Origin of the sequence: Arthrobacter sp. CAU 1506, assembly GCF_005047635.1 — a bacterium.
Taxonomy (GTDB): domain Bacteria; phylum Actinomycetota; class Actinomycetes; order Actinomycetales; family Micrococcaceae; genus Crystallibacter.
The window spans coordinates 48,703-71,597 of record NZ_SUKC01000004.1 but is presented as its reverse complement, the minus strand read 5'-3'; the positions used below and the strand labels follow the sequence as shown (position 1 = coordinate 71,597).

General features: G+C 67.6%; 16 protein-coding genes. 14 read left to right on the top strand and 2 right to left on the bottom strand.

What is annotated here, in order from left to right; all coding sequences use genetic code 11:
* The first annotated feature begins 33 nt into the window (after positions 1–33).
* The 7 genes from mihF to E4J89_RS06615 all read left to right on the top strand — a co-directional run bounded on the left by mihF (position 34) and on the right by E4J89_RS06615 (position 8,597).
* Positions 34–351 (top strand): integration host factor, actinobacterial type, encoded by a 318-nt coding sequence (gene mihF / locus E4J89_RS06645; RefSeq protein ID WP_136785356.1) that lies wholly within the window; start codon positions 34–36, stop codon positions 349–351.
* A gap of 12 nt (positions 352–363) precedes the next feature.
* Complete coding sequence (gene gmk / locus E4J89_RS06640) at positions 364–936, top strand: guanylate kinase (RefSeq protein ID WP_136785355.1); 573 nt, start codon at positions 364–366, stop codon at positions 934–936.
* A 43-nt stretch (positions 937–979) separates the two neighbouring features.
* Positions 980–1,243 (top strand): DNA-directed RNA polymerase subunit omega, encoded by a 264-nt coding sequence (gene rpoZ, locus E4J89_RS06635; protein ID WP_136785354.1) that lies wholly within the window; start codon positions 980–982, stop codon positions 1,241–1,243.
* A 29-nt stretch (positions 1,244–1,272) separates the two neighbouring features.
* Positions 1,273–2,628 carry a bifunctional phosphopantothenoylcysteine decarboxylase/phosphopantothenate synthase gene (locus E4J89_RS06630; RefSeq protein ID WP_136785353.1) on the top strand — a complete coding sequence of 452 codons (1,356 nt, stop codon included), beginning with the start codon at positions 1,273–1,275 and terminating at the stop codon, positions 2,626–2,628.
* A 215-nt stretch (positions 2,629–2,843) separates the two neighbouring features.
* Positions 2,844–4,049: a methionine adenosyltransferase gene (gene metK, locus E4J89_RS06625; protein ID WP_240691758.1), complete on the top strand. Its 1,206-nt coding sequence runs from the start codon at positions 2,844–2,846 to the stop codon at positions 4,047–4,049.
* Positions 4,050–4,054: 5 nt separating this feature from the next.
* Positions 4,055–6,355 carry a primosomal protein N' gene (locus tag E4J89_RS19695; RefSeq protein WP_136785351.1) on the top strand — a complete coding sequence of 767 codons (2,301 nt, stop codon included), beginning with the start codon at positions 4,055–4,057 and terminating at the stop codon, positions 6,353–6,355.
* Positions 6,356–6,641: 286 nt separating this feature from the next.
* Positions 6,642–8,597 (top strand): HNH endonuclease signature motif containing protein, encoded by a 1,956-nt coding sequence (locus E4J89_RS06615; protein ID WP_136785350.1) that lies wholly within the window; start codon positions 6,642–6,644, stop codon positions 8,595–8,597.
* Positions 8,598–8,740: 143 nt separating this feature from the next.
* Here E4J89_RS06615 and E4J89_RS06610 read toward each other — a convergent pair whose 3' ends face one another.
* Positions 8,741–9,838: a glycosyltransferase family 1 protein gene (locus tag E4J89_RS06610; RefSeq protein ID WP_136785349.1), complete on the bottom strand. Its 1,098-nt coding sequence runs from the start codon at positions 9,836–9,838 to the stop codon at positions 8,741–8,743.
* The gene (locus tag E4J89_RS06605; protein WP_240691757.1) at positions 9,835–10,713 is read right to left on the bottom strand and encodes an alpha/beta hydrolase; all 879 of its coding nucleotides are present in this window, start codon (positions 10,711–10,713) and stop codon (positions 9,835–9,837) included. Before E4J89_RS06605 ends, E4J89_RS06610 begins: the two co-directional genes overlap by 4 nt.
* A gap of 345 nt (positions 10,714–11,058) precedes the next feature.
* Here E4J89_RS06605 and glpK point away from each other — a divergent pair, with 345 nt between their 5' ends.
* The 7 genes from glpK to E4J89_RS06570 all read left to right on the top strand — a co-directional run bounded on the left by glpK (position 11,059) and on the right by E4J89_RS06570 (position 22,850).
* Positions 11,059–12,573, top strand: a complete 1,515-nt coding sequence (glpK, locus tag E4J89_RS06600; RefSeq protein WP_136785348.1) for a glycerol kinase GlpK — start codon at positions 11,059–11,061, stop codon at positions 12,571–12,573.
* A gap of 164 nt (positions 12,574–12,737) precedes the next feature.
* A complete protein-coding gene (gene leuS / locus E4J89_RS06595) occupies positions 12,738–15,227 on the top strand; it encodes a leucine--tRNA ligase (protein ID WP_276606336.1) in 2,490 nt (829 codons plus the stop codon).
* Positions 15,228–15,241: 14 nt separating this feature from the next.
* A complete protein-coding gene (locus E4J89_RS06590; RefSeq protein ID WP_169303932.1) occupies positions 15,242–16,189 on the top strand; it encodes a DegV family protein in 948 nt (315 codons plus the stop codon).
* A gap of 63 nt (positions 16,190–16,252) precedes the next feature.
* Positions 16,253–17,209, top strand: coding sequence for a TIGR03885 family FMN-dependent LLM class oxidoreductase (locus tag E4J89_RS06585; protein WP_136785346.1), 957 nt, complete (start codon positions 16,253–16,255; stop codon positions 17,207–17,209).
* A 43-nt stretch (positions 17,210–17,252) separates the two neighbouring features.
* Positions 17,253–18,941: an alpha-amylase family protein gene (locus E4J89_RS06580; protein WP_136785345.1), complete on the top strand. Its 1,689-nt coding sequence runs from the start codon at positions 17,253–17,255 to the stop codon at positions 18,939–18,941.
* A 151-nt stretch (positions 18,942–19,092) separates the two neighbouring features.
* Positions 19,093–19,962, top strand: coding sequence for a ComEA family DNA-binding protein (locus E4J89_RS06575; protein WP_136785344.1), 870 nt, complete (start codon positions 19,093–19,095; stop codon positions 19,960–19,962).
* Complete coding sequence (locus tag E4J89_RS06570; RefSeq protein WP_136785343.1) at positions 19,959–22,850, top strand: ComEC/Rec2 family competence protein; 2,892 nt, start codon at positions 19,959–19,961, stop codon at positions 22,848–22,850. The genes E4J89_RS06575 and E4J89_RS06570 overlap by 4 nt, the downstream gene beginning before the upstream one ends.
* The last annotated feature ends 45 nt before the right edge of the window (positions 22,851–22,895 follow it).

Sequence of the window (22,895 nt, the reverse complement as noted above, 5' to 3'; positions counted from 1 at the left end):
GCATGTCCGAGGGCCGGATTGTCTGGAGGAGCTGTGGGTCTTCGACCGCTGACGGAGAGCGAGCGCACGGCCGCCCGGCTGAAGGCGACGGCAGCCCGCGCTGACCGCGCGGAGATCAAGGCCAAGGTGAAGTCCGGTGCCATGACCGTCGCCGAGGTGATCGAGGCGGCCGCTTCGATGGAGTCGATCGGCCGTCTGCGGGTCGCCGAACTGCTCGAGTCGTTGCCGGGCATCGGTGAGGTCCGAGCCGCCGCCATCATGGAGACGGTCGGCATTGCGCGCAGCCGCCGGCTGCGCGGCCTCGGCGTCCACCAGCGCCGTGCCTTGATTGACCACTTGGAATCCCAGTAACAGATGGAAGATATGTCCGACAAACCCCGCCTGACCGTTCTCGCCGGCCCCACCGCCGTCGGCAAGGGTACCGTTTCCACCTATATCCGCGACCATTACCCTGAGGTCTGGCTCTCCGTCTCCGCCACCACCCGCGAGCCGCGCCCCGGTGAGCAGGACGGCGTCCACTACTTTTTTGTCAGCTCGGACGAGTTCGACCGGCTGGTGTCCACCGGCGACATGCTGGAATGGGCCGTGGTACACGGGCGGAACCGTTACGGCACGCTGCGCCGCACCGTGGAGCGTGCGATGGCCGACGGCAAGTCGGTGCTGCTGGAGATCGATCTGCAGGGAGCCCGGCAGGTCAAAGAATCCATGCCGGACGCCACCTTCGTGTTCCTGGCCCCGCCCAGCTGGGACGAAATGGTCCGCCGGCTGGTGGGCCGCGGCACCGAAACACCCGAGGAACAGCAGCAACGGCTGGAAACCGCTAAACTAGAACTTGCTGCCGAGCCCGAGTTCGATTTCACCGTCGTTAACGACGATGTCCAGCGGGCGGCAGACGAGATCGTTTCACTGATGGGACTTCTTCCGCACCCGCGCTGAGCAGGTCTTGGAAGAAATTGTTCCGGAACAAATTGGAGATTTTGTGTCGACCAACCTCGAAGGCATCATCAACCCGCCGATCGACTCCCTGCTGGAAGCTGCGGATTCGAAGTACGCGCTGGTGATTTACGGTGCCAAGCGTGCCCGCCAGATCAACGCCTACTACTCGCAGCTGCACGAAGGCCTGTTCGAGTACGTCGGCCCGCTGGTGGACACCAAGCTGAACGAGAAGCCGCTGTCCATCGCACTGCGCGAGATCAACGAGGGCCTGCTGGTCAGCAAGCCCGTTGAGAAGGTCGCAGAGTAACTTCACCAGCGTCTAACACCGGGGCAGGCATGCGGATCATTTTGGGCGTAGGCGGCGGGATCGCCGCCTACAAATCGGCATCCCTGCTCCGGCTCTTTAAGGAAGCCGGCCACGACGTCACTGTGATGCCGACCGACGCCGCCGAGAAGTTCGTAGGCCGCGCCACCTGGGAAGCCCTTTCCGGGAACCCGGTCAGCAACAGCGTGTTCGACGACGTGGAGTCGGTGAATCATGTCCGGCTGGGCCAGGAAGCCGATCTGGTGGTGGTCTGTCCGGCCACCGCGGATCTGCTCGCCCGCGCCGCGGCCGGGTTGGCCGGCGACCTGCTGACCAACACGCTGCTGGTGGCCACCGCACCGGTGGTCTTTGTGCCGGCCATGCACACCGAGATGTGGCAGCACCCGGCCACCGTGGCGAACGTGGCCACTTTGCGCAGCCGCGGCAGCACCGTCATGGACCCGGCCGTCGGCCGGCTGACCGGCAAGGACACCGGCCCCGGACGACTGCCCGAACCGGCGGACATCTACGCGTTCATTACCGGCGGACTCGCTGACGGAACCTTGAAACAGCGTCCGACGGCGGTGCCAGATCCCGCAGCGTCCCTCGCCACCCAGCGGGGAACGTCAGCGGTAACCGCGCCTGAGGCAGCTGCTTCCGGCTCTGCTGAGGGCGCTGCCGAGGCGGTTTCGGACGCCGCCGCTGCGGAACCGGGCCCGCTGGCCGGCAAACGGGTGCTCATCACCGTGGGCGGCACCCGCGAGCCGCTGGACCCGGTGCGTTTCCTGGGCAACCGGTCGTCCGGCAAACAGGGCGTCGCGCTGGCACGGGCCGCAGCCGCCGCCGGGGCCGAGGTCGAACTGATTGCCGCCCACCTTGAAGTCGCCATCCCCGACGGGATCAAGTCCAGCACGGTGGAGACCGCGCTGGACCTCCGCGAGGCGACGCTTGAAGCAGCGGCGCGCTCCGACGTCGTGATTATGGCCGCGGCAGTGGCCGACTTCCGGCCGTCCGAAGTGACTGACAGCAAGATCAAGAAACGCGACGACGCCGAGGACCCGGTCATCACGCTGGTCCGGAACCCGGACATCCTGGTGGAGATCGTGCAGCAGCGCGGCACCGCCGGCACGCCGCTGATTATTGGCTTCGCGGCCGAGACCGGCGACGACCGCGGAAACGTGCTGGACTACGCGCGCAGCAAGCTGGAACGCAAGGGTTGTGACCTCCTGGTGCTCAACCGCGTGGGCCGCGACCTGGTGTTCGGCCAGGACGATACCGAGATCACCGTGCTGGCACGCAGCGGCGCCGAACCGCAGACGCACCGCGGCAGCAAGGACAGCGCCGCCGCCGTGGTCATCAAGCGCATCGTCACCGAACTCTCGAGCTGACGTCTGCCGACGCCCGCGGGCAGGGGCAACACGGCAGCGCCAGTCCTGACGTCTGCCGACGCCCGCGCGGCCAGAGCCAACACAGCGCACCAGTCCTGAGGTTGCCAGCCCCGACGTCCGTGCACCTGATGTCCCACTGTTTCGTCCCATGACCGGCGCGCTCGGGCCGTGTCAACAGTTCCGTGGCGGTCCCCGCCAGCAAGTAAGGTATGTCTGTGACTTCTTCTGACAGCAATCTGCGGCTCTTCACGTCCGAGTCGGTGACTGAAGGCCATCCGGATAAGATCTGCGACCAGATTTCCGACGCCATCCTCGACGCGCTGCTGCGTGTGGACCCCGATTCCCGGGTGGCGGTCGAGACACTGACGACCACCGGCCTGGTGCACGTGGCCGGCGAGGTCACCACCCAGGGCTACGTGGAAATTCCGCAGATCGTCCGGGACACCATCCTGGAGATCGGCTACAACTCCTCGGACAAGGGCTTCGACGGCGCCCGCTGCGGCGTCTCCGTCTCCATCGGCCAGCAGTCGCCGGAGATCGCCTCCGGTGTCTTCAACTCCTTCGAAAGCCGCGAGGGCACCGGACTGGACGAGCGCGACGCCCAGGGCGCCGGCGACCAGGGCATCATGTTCGGCTATGCCAGCGATGAGACAGACGTGCTGATGCCCGCCCCGATCTGGCTGGCCCACAGACTGTCCGAGCGGCTGACCGAGGTCCGGAAGAACGGGACCATGCCGTACCTGCGTCCGGACGGCAAGACCCAGGTGACCGTCGGCTACGACGGCGATAAGCCCATCTCCGTCAACTCCGTGGTGATCTCCAGCCAGCACGAAGCCGGCGTGGACCTGGGCCACCTGCGTGCCGATCTGGCTACGCATGTGATCGACCCCGTGCTCGCGGCCAGTTCCCTGGACACCACCGACGTTCGCCACATCCTCAACCCGGGCGGCGACTTCGTGATCGGGGGACCGGTGGGCGACGCCGGACTGACCGGACGCAAGATCATCGTGGACACCTACGGCGGTATGGCCCGGCACGGCGGCGGTGCCTTCTCGGGCAAGGACCCGTCGAAGGTGGACCGCTCGGCCGCCTATGCCATGCGCTGGGTAGCCAAGAACGTGGTGGCCGCCGGTCTGGCGCGGCGCGCCGAGATCCAGATTGCCTACGCCATCGGCATGGCCCGGCCGGTGGGCATCTACGTGGAGACCTTCGGGACCGAGACGGTGGATCCCGCGCGTATTGGCCAGGCCATCAACGAAGTGTTCGACCTGCGCCCGCTGGGCATCATCAGCGACCTGCAGCTCAAGCGGCCGATCTACAAGCAGACGGCAGCGCACGGCCACTTCGGCCGCGAAATTCCGGACTTCACCTGGGAGCGGACCGACCGCGCCGACGCACTGCGCAGCTACTTCAACGCCTGAGCCCGATGGGCTCTGATCCGCATCAGCTGAGCCTGCTGCAAGGCTTCGGCGCGCCGAAGAAGGCTCCCGGTACGTCGCCGGCGGCCGCCACCAACCCGGTGGCCCGGGTGCTGATCGAAACGTCGCTGCCGCATCTCGACCGCATCTTCGACTACCTGGTGCCGGAAACTCTTGACGCCGAGGCCGTTCCCGGCGCGCGGGTCAAAGCCCGCTTCGGCGGCCAGGAGATGAGCGGGTTCATCACCCGCCGGACGTCGGAAGCGCCGGAAGGGGTCAAGCTGGCCCCCTTGGCCAAAGTCGTCTCGGCACAGCCGGTGCTCAGCGACGAACTGCTGCAGTTGGCCACCGCGGTGGCGGAGCGCTACGCCGGCAACGTCAGCGACGTGCTGCGCGCAGCCATCCCCGCCCGCGTGGCGAAAGTGGAGAAGGAATTCGCCACCAGGGAACCTGAAGCGGCCTTGGGCACGGCGCCGGCGGGGGCTCCGGAGGCGAAGGCCGACAAGGAATTCGCCGCTCGGGAGCCAGACGCGGCCCTGGCCGGAGCTCCGGCTGAGCCTTCGGAAGCCGACGGTGCGCCGACCGTCGCAAGCCCGGATCCCTACGCCTCGGAATGGGAGACCGCCGGACCCCATCCACAGCCTGCCGATGGCACCGGTTCGCCCGAGCCGTCACCGGGGGCGGCCGACGCCTATGCCGGCTACGAAGGGGCGGGGAACTTCCTGGCCCAGCTGGCAGCTGGTGCAGCGCCGCGCGCGGTCCTGGCCAGCCATAAGTCCTACGGCCCGGCGTCGTGGTCCGCACAAGTAGCCCACGCCGTCGCCAGCGTTCGGCAGAGCGGGCGCGGCGCCGTCGTCGTTGTTCCAGACGCAAAGGACCTGGCGAGCCTGGAAGCAGAACTGCAACAGGTACTGGGCGCAGACCAGTACGTGCGGTTGACCGCCGAGGACGGCCCGACGCCCCGCTACCGCAACTACCTGCGGCTGCTGCACGGCGAGGTTTCCGTGGCGGTCGGGACTCGCTCAGCGGCCTATGCACCGGTGCAGGATCTTGGCCTGGTTGCTCTGTGGGACGACGGCGATGACCTCCTGATCGAGCAACGAGCCCCCTACCAGCATGCGCGCGAAGTGTTGCTGCTGCGGACGGCCCAGATCGGCTGTGCGGCACTGTTTGCCGGGGTCTCGCGCAGCGGCGAAGCGCAGCGGCTGGTCGAGAGCGGTTGGGCATCGGCGCTCACGTCCTCCCGGCCTTTCCTGCGGAAAGCCGCTCCACGCATCCTGAACACAGCTGATTCGTTCCAACAGGAACGCGATCCGATGCTTCGGCAGGCGCGTTTGCCGCACGCCGCGTGGCTGGCAGCCAAGGAAGGGCTGGAACGCGGGCCCGTGCTGGTGCAGGTGGCGCGGACCGGGTTTTCACCGGCGTTGTCCTGCCAAGACTGCCGCACGCCGGCGCGGTGCACTGACTGCAACGGGCCGCTGGCGCAATCGGGCCGCAGCGCGGTGCCGGCATGCCGCTGGTGTGGCAGGCTCGCCACGCACTGCTCCTGCCCGGAATGCGGATCGCAGCGGCTCCGCGCCTCGGCGATCGGTGCCCTGCGGACGGCGGAGGAGCTTGGGCGGGCGTTTCCCGGCGCCACCGTGGTGTCGTCGTCCGGGGATCACATCAAGTCCGTTGTGGAGTCGAAGAAGGCCCTGGTCGTGGCCACGCCGGGTGCTGAGCCGGTAGCCCCCGGCGGCTACGCCGCGGCGCTGCTGCTGGACGGAAACTCGATGCTCAGTCGCGAGTCCCTGCGGACGCCGGAAGACGTGCTGCGGCGCTGGTTCCGTGCCGCATCACTTGTCCAGCCTTCCTCGGAAGGAGGGCTGGTGGTGGTCACGGCCGACCAGGACACGGTGGTGGCTCCATTGGTCCGCTGGGACCCCGCGGGCGCCGCGGCCCGGGAGATGCAGTTGCGCCGCGAACTCCAGCTGCCGCCCGCGGTCCGGATTGCCGCCCTGACCGGCAAGGCGTCAGGGATCGAAGCGTTTATGGCGGACTTTGAACTCGCAGGCAGTCTGCGCACCGTCGGCCCGGTTGAGCTACCGTCGCGTGAGGGGCAGGCGCGTGAGGGGCAGTTGCGTGAGCATCAGTTGCGCGAGCTTCAAGCGCGGCCGGGGGAGGGCGGCGAGCACCGGTTGCTGTTGTTCTTCAGCTATCAGGACGGGCCCACCGTGACGGCGGCGTTGCGCCATCGCAAGGCAGCGCTGGCGGCCAAGCGCGTCCCAGACCCTGTGCAGGTGCGCTGCGACGGCGTTGACTTGCTCTAGTTGCTTTGTCCCGGACCCGTGCAGATGGGCGTGATGGGGGGCCTACTTTCGGACTCGGGCTTGCTCCCGAGTTCCTCGCCCACTTTTGGTATGACGATCACGCGCACTCTTGGACGGACGTCGCCCACCCTTCGTAATCTCCATTGCCCACCTTTCGATGAAGTCGTTGCTTACCTTTGACGGGTGAAGCCCACCTTCAGTTAAAGTGGATACCCACCTTCTTTTCGAACGTAGTATCTATACCACACCTATTGTGTTCGAAGTCACATTCTACTAAAATAGGTGCATGGCACCCGCACCGCTGGAATCCCGCGAGCCGGACACTCCCGGCCAGGGCAGTATGCCATGCGCGTCCCGCGGCCTGGGGGCTGCCAGCGAGTCGCAGGCGGAGCAGTCGCAAGCTGGTTCCGGACGCGACGCCGTAGGCGAGCCACATGTGGGGTTGGCGCGCCGGTATGCAGCGGTGCAGGCGTTTGATGTGGACGGGATTCCCCTGGATCCAGATCCTGACTGGTTGTCGGGTCGCTGGGATGCCTCGCCAGAAGCCGATTCCTACTGGGCGGAGCTGGAAGCGTCGCTCAATACTTCGTTGGATCAGCAGTGCGTGGATCCACTGAATGGATTGCTGCCGAGGGAGTTCTTTGACGACGAATCTTGCGATCGGCCCACTGACGCGAATTTTCCTGAACTGATCCGCGTACGAGACTTGGCTGGCGCGCATGTCTCGGCTGGCGGCGCCGGTCTTCCCTCCGGTGCCGCGGCCGACTCCGGTGCAGCAGCCGACGCCAGCCCGGGCGGGACTGGTGCCGGGTTGCGGTTGTCCGGTCAGGAGTTGCTAGACGTAGTGGGCCGGCAGGAGCCTGCCCTGATGGTTTACGAGGAGGCTGCCTTCGCGCTGGTCCAAACCGGGCAGGCGTTGGCGTGGCTAGAGGCGCACAAGTTCAGCCTGCTCAATGCCCTCTACCTGCAGGCGCTGGACAGTCAGGAAGACGCCTGGGCCACGCCCTACGAACCGGAAGGGCGTCGTCCGAGCGGCCACGACGCGGAATCCTCAGTGGTGGATGAGGCCGCCCACGCGCTGCGGCTTCCGCGGAGGACAGCACAGGACAAGATCGCGTTGGCACTCAAGCTCCACGGACCTTTTCGCAACACGCTGGCGGCCCTGTCTGCCGGGGATACGAGTGCCGGAATTGCCGAGGCACTGGTGGAACAAGCCGGTTCATTGCCTGAGGGTGCCCGCACCGACTTCGAAGCCGTCATGCTGCCGGCCGCGACCGAGGACGCTATGACCCGGTCCAAGTTTGCAGCCCGCGCCCGGACGCGGCGCGAGCGGGAACACCCCGAATCGATCACCGTCCGCCATTCCAAAGCGCGCCGGGACCGTCGGATCGAGCTACATCCGGACGAGGACGGCATGGCCTGGCTGAATGCATATCTGCCGGCAGAGGAAGCGGTCGCGGCGTTCAACCGGATCCAGTCCACCGCCATTTCATTACAGGACGCCGAGGAGTCCCGGACACTGACCCAGTTGCGGGCGGATGTTCTCTCCGACCTACTGCTGACCGGCATTTCACCGGGGCCGAGGATGGGTAAACCGGGACCTAGGATCGCCGCACATGCCAGCCTCACCGTCCCGGCGCTGACGCTGCTGGGACTCGGTGAGGAGCCTGCCGAGCTCGACGGGTACGGTCCGATTGCCCCCGATGTGGCACGCCGGCTTGTAGGCGATGGGACATCCTTCACACGAATCCTGACCGATCCGATCAATGGTGCCGTGCTCGCGCTCGACCGCAAACAGTACCGGCCCACCAGGGCGCAGCGCCGGTTCCTGCGCACCAGAGACCGGACGTGTCGGGCGCCCGGCTGCAACAGGGCGGCTGAACACTGCGAAATAGATCATGTCCACGCCTACTCGAAGGGCGGGAAGACTGATGTCGACTGCATGTGTTGTTTCTGCAAGGTCCACCACGGCTTGAAGACTGCGGGCTTCGCGAAGGCAGGCCAACCGGTCCCGGGCACTATCGAGTGGACTACTGCAGCCGGCCTTACCTACAGCACTTCGGCAGATCCGCTCACGGTCACCCCGCCGGGGGAGCTCGCCGACATCCTCGAACGGCACGAAATCAGCGACCTGAACGAACGGCTCAAAGACGCTTGGCGAAAGCACCAAGCTGCCCATCCGCCCACACCACACGCCGTCCACAACGGAATCGCCACGGACCTCACACCGCCACCGTTCTAGCCGCCATCCTTCACAGCGTGCACCCGTTGAGTACGTGATTGGCTGGACGGCCAGACTATTGCTTCACGGCCCGAGCTTCACCGCTCAGGGACACCGTGCGCGCTTCACCGGGCGTTCATCGCGGCGGCCTGACGGCTTGCGCCTTACCTCGCGTTCTTCACACCCACCCGGCGGCGTCGCTCGATGACTTCCTCGGCTGCTGCCACCAGTTGCCGCGCCGATTCGTCCCAGTCGTAGCCGGCAGCCCGCGCGATGCTGGCTTCGGAGACGGAACGGAAGGTGCCGGGCTGGTCCAGTGCTGCCACCGCGGCGGCAAAGTCGGCCGGTTGGTCCGGATCGACCAGCGTGACCGCACCGCCGCCTACCTCGCGGAAGATGGGGATGTCGCTGGCGATCACCGGCGTCCCGGCAGCCATGGCCTCGATCAGCGGGAGGCCGAAGCCTTCGTCGCGGGAGAGGGTGACCAGCGCGGTGGTGCGCTGGAGCAGTTGCTGGTATCCGGCGTCGGAAATGCCGTTGTGGAATACCAAGCGGCCGGAATCCGCTGCTCGCGCCTCCAATTCAGCCTGCCGATCCGGCCGGATGGGACTGAGCAGATGAAGTTGGTAATCCGGCAGCAAGACCATGGCGTCGATGATGGTTTCGACGTTCTTGTACGGCATGAATGAGCCCATGTAGAGAAGGGTCTTGTCGCGGGCGCCGGCCGGGTCACGCGGCGCACCATGCGGCTGGGCAGCGTTGGAAACAATCCGGATGGGCTTGCGGGTGAGCCGGTGGCGTTCCATCAAAGACTGCGTGGTCCGGCTGATCGTGGCGACCGTGTCCGCACGGTTCAACAGGAGGCGCTGCGGCCAGTAGGCCTTGTGGTAAAGCCGCCACAGCAGCTGCACCGGTTTCGGCAGGAAACCGGGAGGCTTCGGATGCGAGTAGTAGATCAGGTCGTGGAGGGTCAGGATCAGGCCGTAGTCGCGGCCGAAGCTGCCCATGGTCTGCATGGGGCAGACAACCACGTCGGCGCCCAGCTTGTTGACGCGCCGTGCCACGAAAAGTTCGGCAGGGGAGAGCGGACTGTTGATCTTGGTCCACGGCACGTCCGGCAAAAACTGCAGCTGCCGCTCGTCGCTGATCAGCATGCCCACATCCACCAGCCGGGCGGCCGCTTCAATCAGGCTCGCCCCGTAGCGGCTGATGCCGTCCAGCTGGTCCGTACGGGTGAACCTGGCGTCAATCAGGAGTTTCATGCACTCATTCCGTCGATGAAGTTCCGGATGTAGGCGGCGGCCGGGGCCGGGGTTTCGTAGTGAATCAAATGCCCGACGGCGGGGATCACTTCCAGCCGGGCGTCCGGTATCGCCGCGGCCAGCTTGCGCTGGCTCGGCACGGAGCCGATGTCGTCGCGTTCCCCGGCAATCAGGAGCACCGGCAGGTCCAGTCGGTCGGCAACCTGGGCGACGTCGGCGGAGATGGAGGCGCGAAACGCTTCGAGCACCACTCGGCGGTTCGCGAAGGCGCTGAAGTAGGCATCGTGCTGGGCATGGATGTAGGAGCGCAGTTGCGGGTCCCGGGTCTTGGCCATCATGATGCTCATCGCCCGGACAATGATGCGATTGCGCAGCAGCCCAAAGCCCAACCGTTCGGGCAGCTTGGCGCCGGCCCAATAGTAGAACCCGGCCAGCCGGGAGGCGACGGCCTTCGGCCCCTGGAGCGCCGGTTCGCTGATCGGATTGACCAGGATCGCGGCCCGGAAACGCCCCGGATGCGCCGCCAGATAATGGCTGACCACGATGGACCCGAAGGAGTGGCCCAAGAGGTAGGTCTGCGGGCCCAAGCCAAGCTCCCCGGCCAGACGGTCCAGGAACCGGATGTAACCGTCGACGTCGTGGCTGCCGGCGGCCAGCGGTTCGGACTCGCCGAAGCCGGGAAGGTCCGGGGCGATCACGCGGTATCCGGGCAGCTGGTCAACCACCAGTTCCAGCCCATGGTGATCACCGCGGAAGCCGTGGACCATCAGCAGGGTGGGCGCGCCGTCGTCGTGCCCGGGATACTCCCAATAACGCACCCACGCGCCGTCGAGCAGTATCTCGCGCCGAAGTGCGCGTTCGGCCACGGTGGTCACGTCCGGCTTCCTGCAGGTTCCATGACTTCGACTTTACCGACACGACGGCGGGGCAGAGTGCAGCCGGGACATGTCGGCGCGTGGGTCGGGCCACGCGGAGGGTCGACGGCGGAGGGTCCGGCGTGGGACTGTCCGGCGGCATACGGTCCGACCACGGAAGGCCCGGCGTGGGACGGTCGGCCGCGCAAGGTCCGGCGACGCGGCGGCATCAGCGGCGGTCCGCAAGTGCCAGCCCACAACTGTCGGTACGCAAGTGGCGGTACGCAATTGACGGTGCCCTGTGCCGCCGGTTAGGTTCAACAGCAGCCGGGCACAGTTGCCCGGGACAATCGGTGGAGGGCTTAGATGGCGGACTTCGTACTGGCGATCGACCAGGGAACCACCTCCACGCGCGCGATCATTTTCGACCACGGCGGCACGCCGGTCTCCACCGGCCAGCGCGAGCACCGGCAGATCTTCCCGCAGCCGGGCTGGGTGGAACACGACCCGCTGGAAATCTGGGACAACACCCGCGAAGTAGTGGGCACGGCGCTGTCCCGGGCCAGCTTGACCCGCCATGACATCGCTGCCGTCGGCATCACCAACCAGCGCGAAACCACGGTGGTGTGGGAGAAAAGCACCGGCAAGCCGGTATACAACGCGATTGTCTGGCAGGACGTGCGCACGCAGCAGATCTGCGACGAATTGGCCGCCGACGGCGGAGTTGACCGCTTCCGCGAGCAGACCGGCCTGCCGCTCTCGCCCTACTTCGCCGGCACCAAGCTGGCCTGGATCCTCCGCCATGTGGACGGAGTCCGTGAACGGGCCGAGGCGGGCGAGCTGCTATTCGGGACCACCGACAGCTGGGTGCTCTGGAACCTCACCGGCGGCCCGGATGGCGGCACGCACGCAACCGACGTCACCAACGCCTCCCGCACGCTGTTCATGGATCTCCGCACCCTGCAATGGGACAAGGAGATCCTGGACGTCTTCGACATCCCGACGGCGATGCTGCCGCAGATCCGCTCGTCGTCCGAGGTCTACGCGGACGTTCACGGTTCACAGTTGCTGCGCCATGTTCCGGTAGCCGGCATCCTCGGCGACCAGCAGGCGGCCACATTCGGGCAGGTGGCGTTCAACCCCGGCGAGGCCAAGAACACCTACGGCACCGGGTGCTTCGTGCTGGTCAACACCGGCCAGGAGATCGTCCGGTCCTCGCACGGACTGCTGACCAGCGTCGGGTACCAGCTCGGCACCGCGGCACCGCAGTATGTGCTGGAGGGTTCCATCGCCGTCGCCGGGTCACTGATCCAGTGGCTGCGCGACAACCTGGGCATGGTCTCGTCGGCACGGGAGGCGGAGGAGCTGGCCGGCACCGTCGCGGACACGGGCGGCTGCTATTTTGTGCCCGCGTTCTCCGGGCTTTTCGCGCCGTACTGGCGGCAAGATGCCCGCGGTGCCCTGGTCGGGCTGACCCGGTTTGTCACCAAGGCACACATTGCCCGTGCGGCACTGGAAGCCACGGCATTCCAGACCCGGGAGGTGCTGGATGCGATCAATGCGGACGCCGCGGTGCCGCTGACCGGCCTCAAGGTCGACGGCGGGATGGTCGCCAATGACGCCCTGATGCAATTCCAGGCGGACATCCTCGGCGTGCCGGTGATGCGGCCGCAGGTCACCGAGACAACGGCGCTCGGTGCAGCCTACGCGGCGGGCCTCGCCGTCGGGTTCTGGGAAGGGACGGAGCAACTGGCTTGCAACTGGGCGCAGGACAAGGTGTGGGAACCGCAGATGCCGGCGGAAGAGCGGGAGCGCCGGCTGCGCTTGTGGAAGAAGGCGGTCACCCGGACCTTCGACTGGATCGACGACGATGTGTTGTGAACGTGCGGTAAAGTGGTGCCATGTTCGCACTGCTCCTTAGCTAGCCGCTGCCGCGGGGTCCACGCCCTGCTTCAGCGGCCCGCCCCTCCGATGTTGAGGGGCTTTTGTGTGTCTAGGGGAGTCAGGCCAGTGCGCAGTACAGACAAGAGGACGAGGCAAGCACAGTGAGTACGCAGTCGGGTACGGAACAGCACGAGTACAGTTTCTCCACCATGGAGGCCAAATGGCCGGCCGTGTGGGAGGAACTTGATGTCTTCGCACCCGCCGACGACGGTTCGCGCGAGCGCCGCTACGTGCTGGATATGTTCCCGTACCCCTCGGGCGACCTGCACATGGGCCACGCGGAGGCCTTCGCCATGGGTGATGTGGTGGCCCGTTACTGGCGGCTGAAGGGCTACGACGTCCTGCACCCGATCGGCTGGGACTCCTTTGGCCTGCCGGCCGAGAACGCCGCGATCAAGCGCAATGCCCACCCCAGCGAGTGGACCTACGCCAATATCGACACCCAGGCCGCCTCGTTCAAGCGCTACGCCATCAGTGCCGACTGGTCCCGCCGGCTGCACACCTCGGACCCCGAGTACTACCGCTGGACCCAGTGGCTGTTCCTGCGGTTCTACGAGCGCGGCCTGGCCTACCGGAAGAACTCGCCGGTCAACTGGTGCCCGAAGGACCTGACCGTGCTGGCCAACGAACAGGTGGTCAACGGCGCGTGCGAGCGTTGCGGCACCCCGGTGACCAAGAAGAGCCTCAACCAGTGGTACTTCAAGATCACCGAGTACGCCGACCGCCTGCTCGACGACATGGACGAGCTCAAGGGCCACTGGCCGGAGCGCGTGCTGGCCATGCAGCGCAACTGGATCGGCCGGTCCGAAGGTGCCCACGTCCGCTTCACCGTCGAGGAAGCCGCCGGCCGCCCGGCGAAGGACGTCACCGTTTTCACCACCCGGCCGGACACCCTGCACGGCGCCACGTTCTTCGTGGTGGCCGCCGACGCCCACCTGGCATTGGACCTGGTCACGCCGGAGCACCACGATGCGCTGATGGACTACCGGGAAAAGATCAAGGCGCTCTCCGACATCGAACGCCAGTCCACCGAACGCGAAAAGACCGGCGTGTTCCTGGGCCGCTACGCGGTGAACCCGCTGAACGGCGAAAAGCTGCCGGTCTGGGCGGCAGACTACGTGCTGGCCGACTACGGCACCGGCGCGATCATGGCCGTCCCGGCGCACGACCAGCGCGACCTGGACTTCGCCAAGACCTTCGACCTGCCCGTGCGCGCCGTCGTCGACACCGGTGAAGAGGACCCGGCGGTCACCGGCGTCGCCACCAACGGCGAGGGCACCCTGATCAATTCCGGCGAGCTGGACGGCCTGTCCAAGACGGAGGCCATCAGCCGAGCCATCGAACTGGTGCAGGCTGCCGGCACCGGCGAGAAGACAGTGAACTTCCGGCTGCGCGACTGGCTGCTGTCCCGCCAGCGGTTCTGGGGCGCACCTATCCCGATCGTCCACTGCGACGAATGCGGCGAGGTGCCCGTGCCCGACAACCAGCTGCCGGTCCGGCTGCCCGACGACCTGCGCGGCGAGGCGTTGTCGCCGAAGGGCACCTCTCCGCTGGCCGCAGCCGCGGACTGGGTCAACACCGACTGCCCCAACTGCGGCAAGGCCGCGCGGCGCGATACCGACACCATGGATACGTTCGTGGATTCGTCCTGGTACTACCTGCGTTTCGCCTCACCCGACTACACCGAGGGCCCGTTCGAGAAGGAAGCGGCGGCACGCTGGCTGCCGGTGGACCAGTACGTGGGCGGCGTGGAGCACGCCATCCTGCACCTGCTCTACAGCCGGTTCTTCACCAAGGTGCTCAAGGACATGGGCCTGATCGATTTCGACGAGCCGTTCCGGGCACTGCTGAACCAGGGCCAGGTGCTCAACGGCGGCAAGGCGATGAGCAAGTCGCTGGGCAACGGCGTGGACCTGAGCGAGCAGCTGGACAAGTTCGGCGTGGACGCGGTCCGGCTGACCATGGTCTTCGCCTCGCCGCCGGAGGACGACGTGGACTGGGCCGACGTATCGCCGTCCGGCTCGGCCAAGTTCCTGGCCCGGGCCTGGCGGCTGGGCCAGGACGTCGCCTCGGCTCCGGGCACGGAGTACGACGGCGGCGACCGCGCCCTGCGTGCGGTGACCCACCGGACGGTCTCCGACGCTGCGGAACTGCTGGACGCCGGCAAGTTCAACGTGGTCATCGCCAAGCTGATGGAGCTGGTCAATGCCACCCGCAAGGCCATTGACGCCGGCCCCGGCGCGGCTGATCCGGCGGTGCGCGAAGCCACCGAGGCGGTGGCCATCATCCTGAGCCTGTTCGCCCCGTACACCGCGGAGGACCTGTGGGCCCAGCTGGGCCACGAACCGTCGGTGGTCAAGGCTTCCTGGCCGACCGTGGACGAGTCGCTGCTGGTGCAGGACACGGTCACGGCCGTGGTGCAGGTTGCCGGCAAGGTTCGCGACCGGCTGGAGGTGGCGGCGGACGTCAGCGAGGACGAACTGGAGAAGCTCGCGCTGGCCTCGCCGCAGGTCATCCGCACCCTCGAAGGCCGCGACGTGCGCAAGGTCATTGTGCGTGCACCGAAGCTGGTCAACATCGTTCCGGCCTGATCAGGCCGGCACCCGTGAATTGGCTCGAGCAACTGCTGCAGCGGTCCAAACGGCTGCTGCAGCAGCCGCCTGCCCGGCCGGGCCAGCCGCCGCGGCACCGCGTCGCCGTCGTCACTGATTCGGCCGCCTCACTGCCCGCCGACTGGGTCAACCAGCCGGACACCGCCGACTGGCTCCGGGTGGTGCCGATGCCCGTGATGATTTCCGGCCAGATCTACGGGGAAGGGGTCGACGACGTCGCTTCCGCCCTCGCGATCGGCCTCGCCGAGGGCCGCGACATCAAGACGTCGCGGCCGTCGCCGGGGCTGCTGGAACGGACCTACCGCGAGCTCGAGGAGCTGGGCTTCGAGTCGATCGTCTCCATCCACCTCTCCGCCGAGCTCTCCGGCACCATCGAGGCCGCAGGCCTGGCTGCCGACGGCGTCGGCATCCCGGTGGAAGTGGTGGACACCCGGAGTGCCGCGCTGGGCCAAGGCTTCGCCGTGATCGACGCGGTGATCGCGGCGCAGAGCGGCTTCGACCGGCAAACCGTGGCAGAGCGCGCCCGAGCCGCCGCAGTCTGCTCGGACGTGTACTTCTACGTGCCCAGCCTGGACCAATTGCGCCGCGGCGGCCGGATCTCCGCCGCCTCCGGCGTGCTGGGTTCGCTGCTGTCCATTAAGCCGCTGCTCGGCATCCGCGACGGCGCAATTGTCCCGCTGGAGAAGATCCGCACCGCCGCGCGTGCGCAGGCGCGGCTGCAGCAGCTGGTGGTGCGCCGGATCGAGGAACTGGACTACGAACCGCGGGTCTCGGTGCACTATTTCGGCAATGAATCCGAGAGCCGGGCCATCGCGGAAACCCTGCAGCAACACCTCAGCGACGACGTCCTGGTCACGCCGGTGCCGTCGGTTCTGGCTGCGCACACCGGACTGGGCGTCATCGCCGTGGTGGTCGGGCCGCCCGCCCCGCACCTGGCCTGAACGGACTTTCCGCGCCGCCCCGGTCCCTCGACAACCCGTGCAGGGCTCGGTAAGGATGGGGGAGTGACTGTCATTGGATTCCATGCATCCCACGAACAGATCTCGCCCGCCCAGCTGCTGAAGGACGTGAAACTGGCGGAGGAAGCGGGCTTCGATGCCGCCATGTGCTCGGACCACATAGAGCCGTGGTCCGCGCGCCAGGGGCATTCCGGCTTCGCCTGGTCCTGGCTCGGTGCAGCCCTGGCCACCACCACGTTGCGCTTCGGCGTCGTCACCGCTCCAGGCCAGCGTTACCATCCGGCGATCATCGCGCATGCCGCGGCCACCTTGGCCGTCATGTTTCCGGGGCGGTTCTGGATGGCGCCGGGCAGCGGCGAGAACTCCAACGAGCACATCACCGGCGATGCCTGGCCGTCCAAGGACGTGCGCCAGCAGCGGCTGGAGGAGTCCGTGGAGGTGATCCGCCGCCTGCACGACGGCGAGGAGGTCACCCACCGCGGTCTGGTCACCGTGGAGCACGCCAGGATCTGGGAGGTGCCGGAGCCCAAGCCCGAACTGATTGCACCCGCGATCAGCGTAGAGACCGCCCGCCGTGCCGCACGCTGGGCGGACGGGCTGATCACGGTCAACCAGCCGCCGGAGCAGCTGAGGAAGGTCCTGGCCGGTTACCGGGACAACGGCGGGCGCGGGAAGGCCGCCCTGCAGGTGCACCTGTCCTGGGCGCCGTCCGAGGAGGCCGCCGTCACCATCGGCCTGGACCAGTGGCGCTCCAACACCTTTGCCCCGCATGTGGCCGCGGACCTGGCCACGGCCGTGCACTTTGACGCCGTGAGCGAGCACGTCGGCGAGGACCAGTTGCGCAAGGCAGTCAACGTCTCGGCCAGTACCGGCCGCCACGTGGAATGGCTGCAGGAGTATCTGGACCTGGGCTTCGACGAGCTGTACCTGCACTTCGTGGGCCAGGAGCAGCGGCCCTTCATCGAGACCTTCGCCGGCGAGGTCCTGCCGAAGCTGCGCTAACGGACTGCCCCGGACCGTCCGGACGGAAAGCGAGGAGAGGCCAGTGAGGATTACCGATACCTCCGACCTGTGGTGGAAGACAGCCGTTGTCTACTGCCTGGACGTGGAGACGTATTTCGATTCCGACGGCGACGGCGTGGGCGACTTCGCCGGTCTGGCCCAGCGCGTTGACTATTTGGCCGAACTGGGCGTCACCTGCATCTGGCTGATGCCCTTTTATCCCACGCCCGAGCGAGACGACGGCTACGACATCACCGACTTCTTCGGCGTGGACCGGCGGCTGGGGGACCACGGGGATCTGGTGGAATTCCTGCGCACCGCCCGGGACCGCGGCATGCGGGTCATCGCGGACCTGGTGGTCAACCACACCTCGGACCAGCATCCCTGGTTCCAGTCCGCGCGCCAGTCGAAAGACAATCCTTTCCGGGACTACTACGTGTGGCGGTCGGACCCGCCGCCGGACACCTCCAAGGAGGTGGTGTTCCCGGACCAGGAGCAGTCGATTTGGACCAAGGACAAGTCGACCGGGGAGTGGTACCTGCACCGCTTCTACAAGCATCAGCCGGACCTGAACGTGACCAACCCGGAGGTCAGGAACCATATCGCCAAGGCCATGGGCTTCTGGCTGGAACTGGGCCTCGACGGTTTCCGCGTGGACGCGGTGCCCTTCTTTCTTGAAACCGTGGGACAGGACGGGTCCGGGCTGCCGGATCCCCACGAGGTCCTGCGCGACCTTCGAAGCTACGTGAGCCGCCGCCGCGGCGGCGGAATCCTGCTGGGCGAGGTCAACCTGCCGTACAAGGACCAGCTGACCTTCTTCGGCGGCAGCGACGGCGACGAACTGAACGTTATGTTCGACTTCATCGCCATGCAGAACATGTACCTGTCCCTCGCCCGGCAGGACGCGGGCCCGCTGGCCAAGGCGCTGAAGGGCAGGCCTGCCATCAATCCGGACAACCAGTGGGCAACGTTCGCGCGCAACCACGACGAGCTGACGCTGGACAAGCTCACCGACGAGGAGCGCCAAGAGGTTTTCGAGGCCTTCGGGCCCGAGGAACAGATGCAGCTCTACGGCCGCGGACTCAAGCGCCGGCTGCCCCCAATGCTGGACGGGGATCCGCGCCGGATCCGGATGGTGTACTCGCTGCTGTTTTCCCTGCCGGGCACCCCGGTGCTGTACTACGGCGAGGAAATCGGCATGGGGGAGAACCTGGATGCCGAGGGCCGCCTTGCGGTCCGCACGCCCATGCAGTGGACGGATGGCCCGAACGCGGGCTTTTCCACCGCGGAGCCCGGACAGTTGATCTCGCCGATGGTGGACGGAGGCTTCAGCCCGCAGTTCGTCAACGCCGCGCAGGCCAAACGGGATCCGGATTCGCTCTGGAACTTCATGGCCATGCTGATCAAGCGCTACCGCGAGTGCCCGGAGCTGGGCTGGGGGCGTTTCGAGGTCCTCAAGCAGCGGGAGAAGTCCGTGCTGGCCCACCGCTGCAGTTGGGAGGAGTCCAGCATGGTCCTGCTGCACAATCTCTCACCTGATCCGGCCACCGTCACGCTGGACCTGACCACGGAGGATTTGCCCGCGGAGAAGCTCCGGGACGTGCTGCTGCTGGACCTGCTGGGCGACTCGGACGTGAAAATCGCCGAGGACGGCACATGCACCGTGCCGCTCGAGGGCTTCGGTTACCAGTGGCTGCGCCTGCAGCGCCCCGAGGACCGGCGGCTGCCGTAGGGCTGGCGCGGAGCGGACTGCGCGGCCGGACACGCCGTTGTATTGGCTCAGCTGAGCGTCATTCCCTCCACAGTCGGCGCCTCTGGTCGGGTCATCCACGAACACCCGATGACGAGGAAAGGTGCCTGCGCCGCGGACCTACAGTTTCCGCATGGGCCGACACCGCTGGCTTCCCGCAGCCGCCCGCGACGGCGCTGCATCACGGCTGAAGCGAACGCCTCGCTTCCGCATTGCCCTCGGGGCCGCCTTCGTCGTGGCCGGGCTGTGTCTGGGCTACGGGATCGTTTCGATAGCGACCGCGGACCTGACTCGCTCGTCCGCGCCGGTTGTGGACGGCATCCCTTTGCGGTCCGGCCCTTCCTCGGGGCCAGACACCCGTGAGGGCGGCGGGGGCGGCGGGGATTCACCCGCCGCCAGCGAGGGTGGAGGGCCAGCGATGCCTCCGGACGGCGACAACGGCTCGAACAGTGGCGGCGGAGCAGACGCCGAAGCTGACGGCGGTATGAGCGGCGAGGACGACGGCGGCGGCGACGCCGGAACACTCATCATCGTCCACGTGGCTGGAGCCGTCGCCTCACCAGGCATCGTGCGGCTGGGCGCGGGCGCCAGGGTGTTCGAGGCGATCGAAGCGGCTGGCGGCGCCAGAAAGGAAGCACGGCTCGAGGCGCTGAACCTGGCCGCACCTCTGACCGACGGCCAGCAGGTCTATGTGCCCACACCGGACGACGTCGGACCGCCGCCGGCGCCGGGCAGCGGGACCGGCGGCGGCACCGGCGGACCCGGGAGCGGCGGCGGCGCCGCTGGTGGCGGGGCAGTCGGCGGTCCTGTTGGCAAGATCAACATCAACACGGCCAGCGCCGAGGAACTGGCGGAGTTGCCGCGCGTAGGGCCGGTGCTGGCTGGCAGGATCGTGGAGTTCCGCGAGCAGCACGGGCCTTACGCGCAACCGTCCGATCTGGACGCGGTCCCGGGCATCGGGCCGGTCATGCTTGAGGCGCTGGTGGAGCTGGTGACGGTGTGAGCGGCGCACGGTGGCAGCGGTACGCGGATGCGGCCCGCAGGCCGATCTCCGCCGGGCCGGTGGAGACTAGTGTCCCCCGTGAACGGGAGACAGGCAGCGCCTCTGGCCGCCCGGAAACCGGCGCTGCAATCGACGGGCGTGGCCCTGTCCCCGGCGCTGCAACCGACGCGCTCGGCGCAGTCCCCGGCCGGCGGGGTAGCGGTCGGTCCAAGGGAAGACGCCGGGCGGAACTGCAGCGGCTGGTGCTGAAGCACATCACGCCGGATCCGGCCGCGGCAGCGCAGGGAGAAACCCGGCGGCTGGACCTCCGCCTCGGACTCGCCGCATTGACCTGCTGGGCAGTGGCGCTGGCCTTGCCGCATGCCCCGCCCGGCGTGTCGCTGACAACGGCTGCCCTGCTTCTGGGGGCTGCCGGTAGCGCGTCGGCCCGCCTGTTGCTTCCGGCGAGGTTGTTCCGGACCGGGCTGCGCGGGACCGGGAGACGGCAGCCGAAGAACCGGCCGTCGCCGGAGCGTGGCCTAAAGTCACGGCGCCCGCCTTCCGACGCACTCAATGGCCGGGAGGATGGCAGGCGGCGCCCCGAGCGTAGGCGGCGTCCCTGGCTCAGGCGGGGCAACGGCGGGACGGGAGCCACCGCCGTCGTGCTGGTGCTGGCCAGCTGCACCGGACTGCTGGCGCTGATGGTGGGTGTGGGGCAGATACAACGGTTTGCCGGGCCAATCGGGGGCGCCATCGCCGCAGAGGAAACCATTACCGCCCGCCTCGTCGCCACTGGTGACGCGTCTCAGGTACAGGCGTCGCAGCAATTCGGCGGCGGACCGCGCTTCCATCTCAAGGCAACCATCGTCGAGGCAACGTCCGCGGGCACGCGCTTTGAGGCCCACACGCCCGTGCTGGTGCTGGGCGGCCCGGAGTGGTCCGGCGTTAGATATGGAGAGCGGCTCCGGGCGTCCGGCACCCTGGTCAGGGCCGACTCTGGCCAGGCGGTGGCGGCGCTGTTGATTGCGTCGACTGTGCCCGCGGATCGGACCACACCGCCGCTGGACGCGTGGGTCTCCGGTCTTCGCGCTCAGTTCGTCCTGGCACTGGCTGCACTGCCGCCGGACGCACGCGGACTCCTGCCCGGCATGGTGCTGGGCGACAAGGAACACCAGGCCGACGACTTGGAAGACGCCATGCGGCGCACCGGGCTGACGCACCTGCTGACCGTGAGCGGCGCGAATGTGTCCTACGTGCTGGGGTTCGTCTACCTGCTCGGTTCGGCGGTGCGCTTACCGCGCTGGGCCAAGGCAGTTGCCGGGGTGGCGAGCCTCGCCGGATTCGTGCTGCTGGTGCGGCCCGAGCCCAGTGTCCTGCGGGCGGCGGTGATGGGCTCCATCGGGGTGGCCGCTGTGCTCAGCGGGCGGCGGAGGGCGTCGCTCTCTTTCCTGGCCTTGGCGGTGCTGATGCTGCTCGTCATGGATCCGTGGTTGGCCGCCAACTACAGTTTCATCCTCTCGGTGCTGGCAACCTTGTCGCTCGTGCTGCTGGGTGCGGCCTGTTCGCGCTGGCTGCAGCGGTTCCTTCCGGTGCCGCTGGCCCACGCCGTGGCGATGCCGATGGCGGCCCAGGTGTTCTGCGCGCCGGTGATTGTGCAACTGCAGCCGGAACTGGCTCTGTACTCCATACCGGCGAACGTGGCAGCCGGGCCGGTGGTTCCTTTCATCACGATTACCGGAATGATTGGCACCGCCCTGCTGCCGCTCCTCCCGGGCCTCGGGATGTTGGTGCTGAACACGGCGGGATGGATGACGCTGTGGGTGGCCGGTGTCGCCCGGTGGTTCTCCGAGCTGCCGCTGGCGGCACTGCCGTGGGCTGGCGGCCCGCTGGGCGCCGCCGGTGCAGCCGCGGCTGGCCTGGCACTCCTGTGGGGCGTCCGCCGGATCTCGGTCGGCAGCAGTTCCGGAAGCAACCCGGACTCGAAGGACGGGTCATCCGGGAACTCGTCCCGCCGCGGCGGACACGGCGGGGCCAATTCGCGCCGGCGGGTTCTGCGGCTGGCGTGCTGGACGGCAATTCCGGCGCTGCTGGCAGGAAGTGGGGTTGGCCTGCTGGTCGGACTGCGGGTCCCGAGTGGCCCCCAGACATCGTGGGATGTAGCAGCCTGCGATGTGGGTCAGGGGGACGGTGTGGTAGTCCGCACCGGCCCGCAAAGCGCCATCGTGGTGGACGCCGGACCGGAAGCTGACCTGATGGGCCGCTGCCTGGACGGGCTGGGCGTGGAGCGGATCGATGTCTTGATGCTCACGCACATGCACCTGGACCACTACGGCGGGCTGGACGGCGTCTTGGCCGGGCGCCAGATCGAGCGCGTCCTGTATTCGAGCGCGAAGGAAACACTGCCCGAGCCGGTCCGCGCTTCGCTCCAGGTCCACGGGCTGGACGCCGAACGCGCCGCGGCAGGACTAACCGGCACGGCCGGAGCCGTTGACTGGGCCGTGCACTGGCCCGTGGAAAACAGCGCCGGCCTGTCCGAGAACGATGCCAGCCTCGTCGTCGGGATGAAGCTGCGGGTGGACAGCGGGGGAGAGGTGAGGATGCTTCTGACCGGTGATCTGGAGCAGGAACAGTTGCCTAAGCTGGCGCGGCGTCTGGGGCCGGATTTCGCCGTGGACGTCCTGAAAGTCAGCCATCACGGCGCCCGCAACGGCGGGACTGCGCTCATCACCGGGCTGCGGCCTGCCGCTGCCCTTATCTCGGTAGGCGCGGAGAACGACTATGGCCATCCGGCGGCGGAAATCCTGTCCGCGCTGCGGGCCGCCGGCGTGCAGGTGTTGCGGACCGACCAGTTAGGGACGGTGCTGCTGGATGCCGACCACGGAAAGCTCGCCGTGCTCACCGGCAGCTAGGTTTCGGACGGCTTTGGGCAAAAGCCACGGAACGTGAAACTCTTG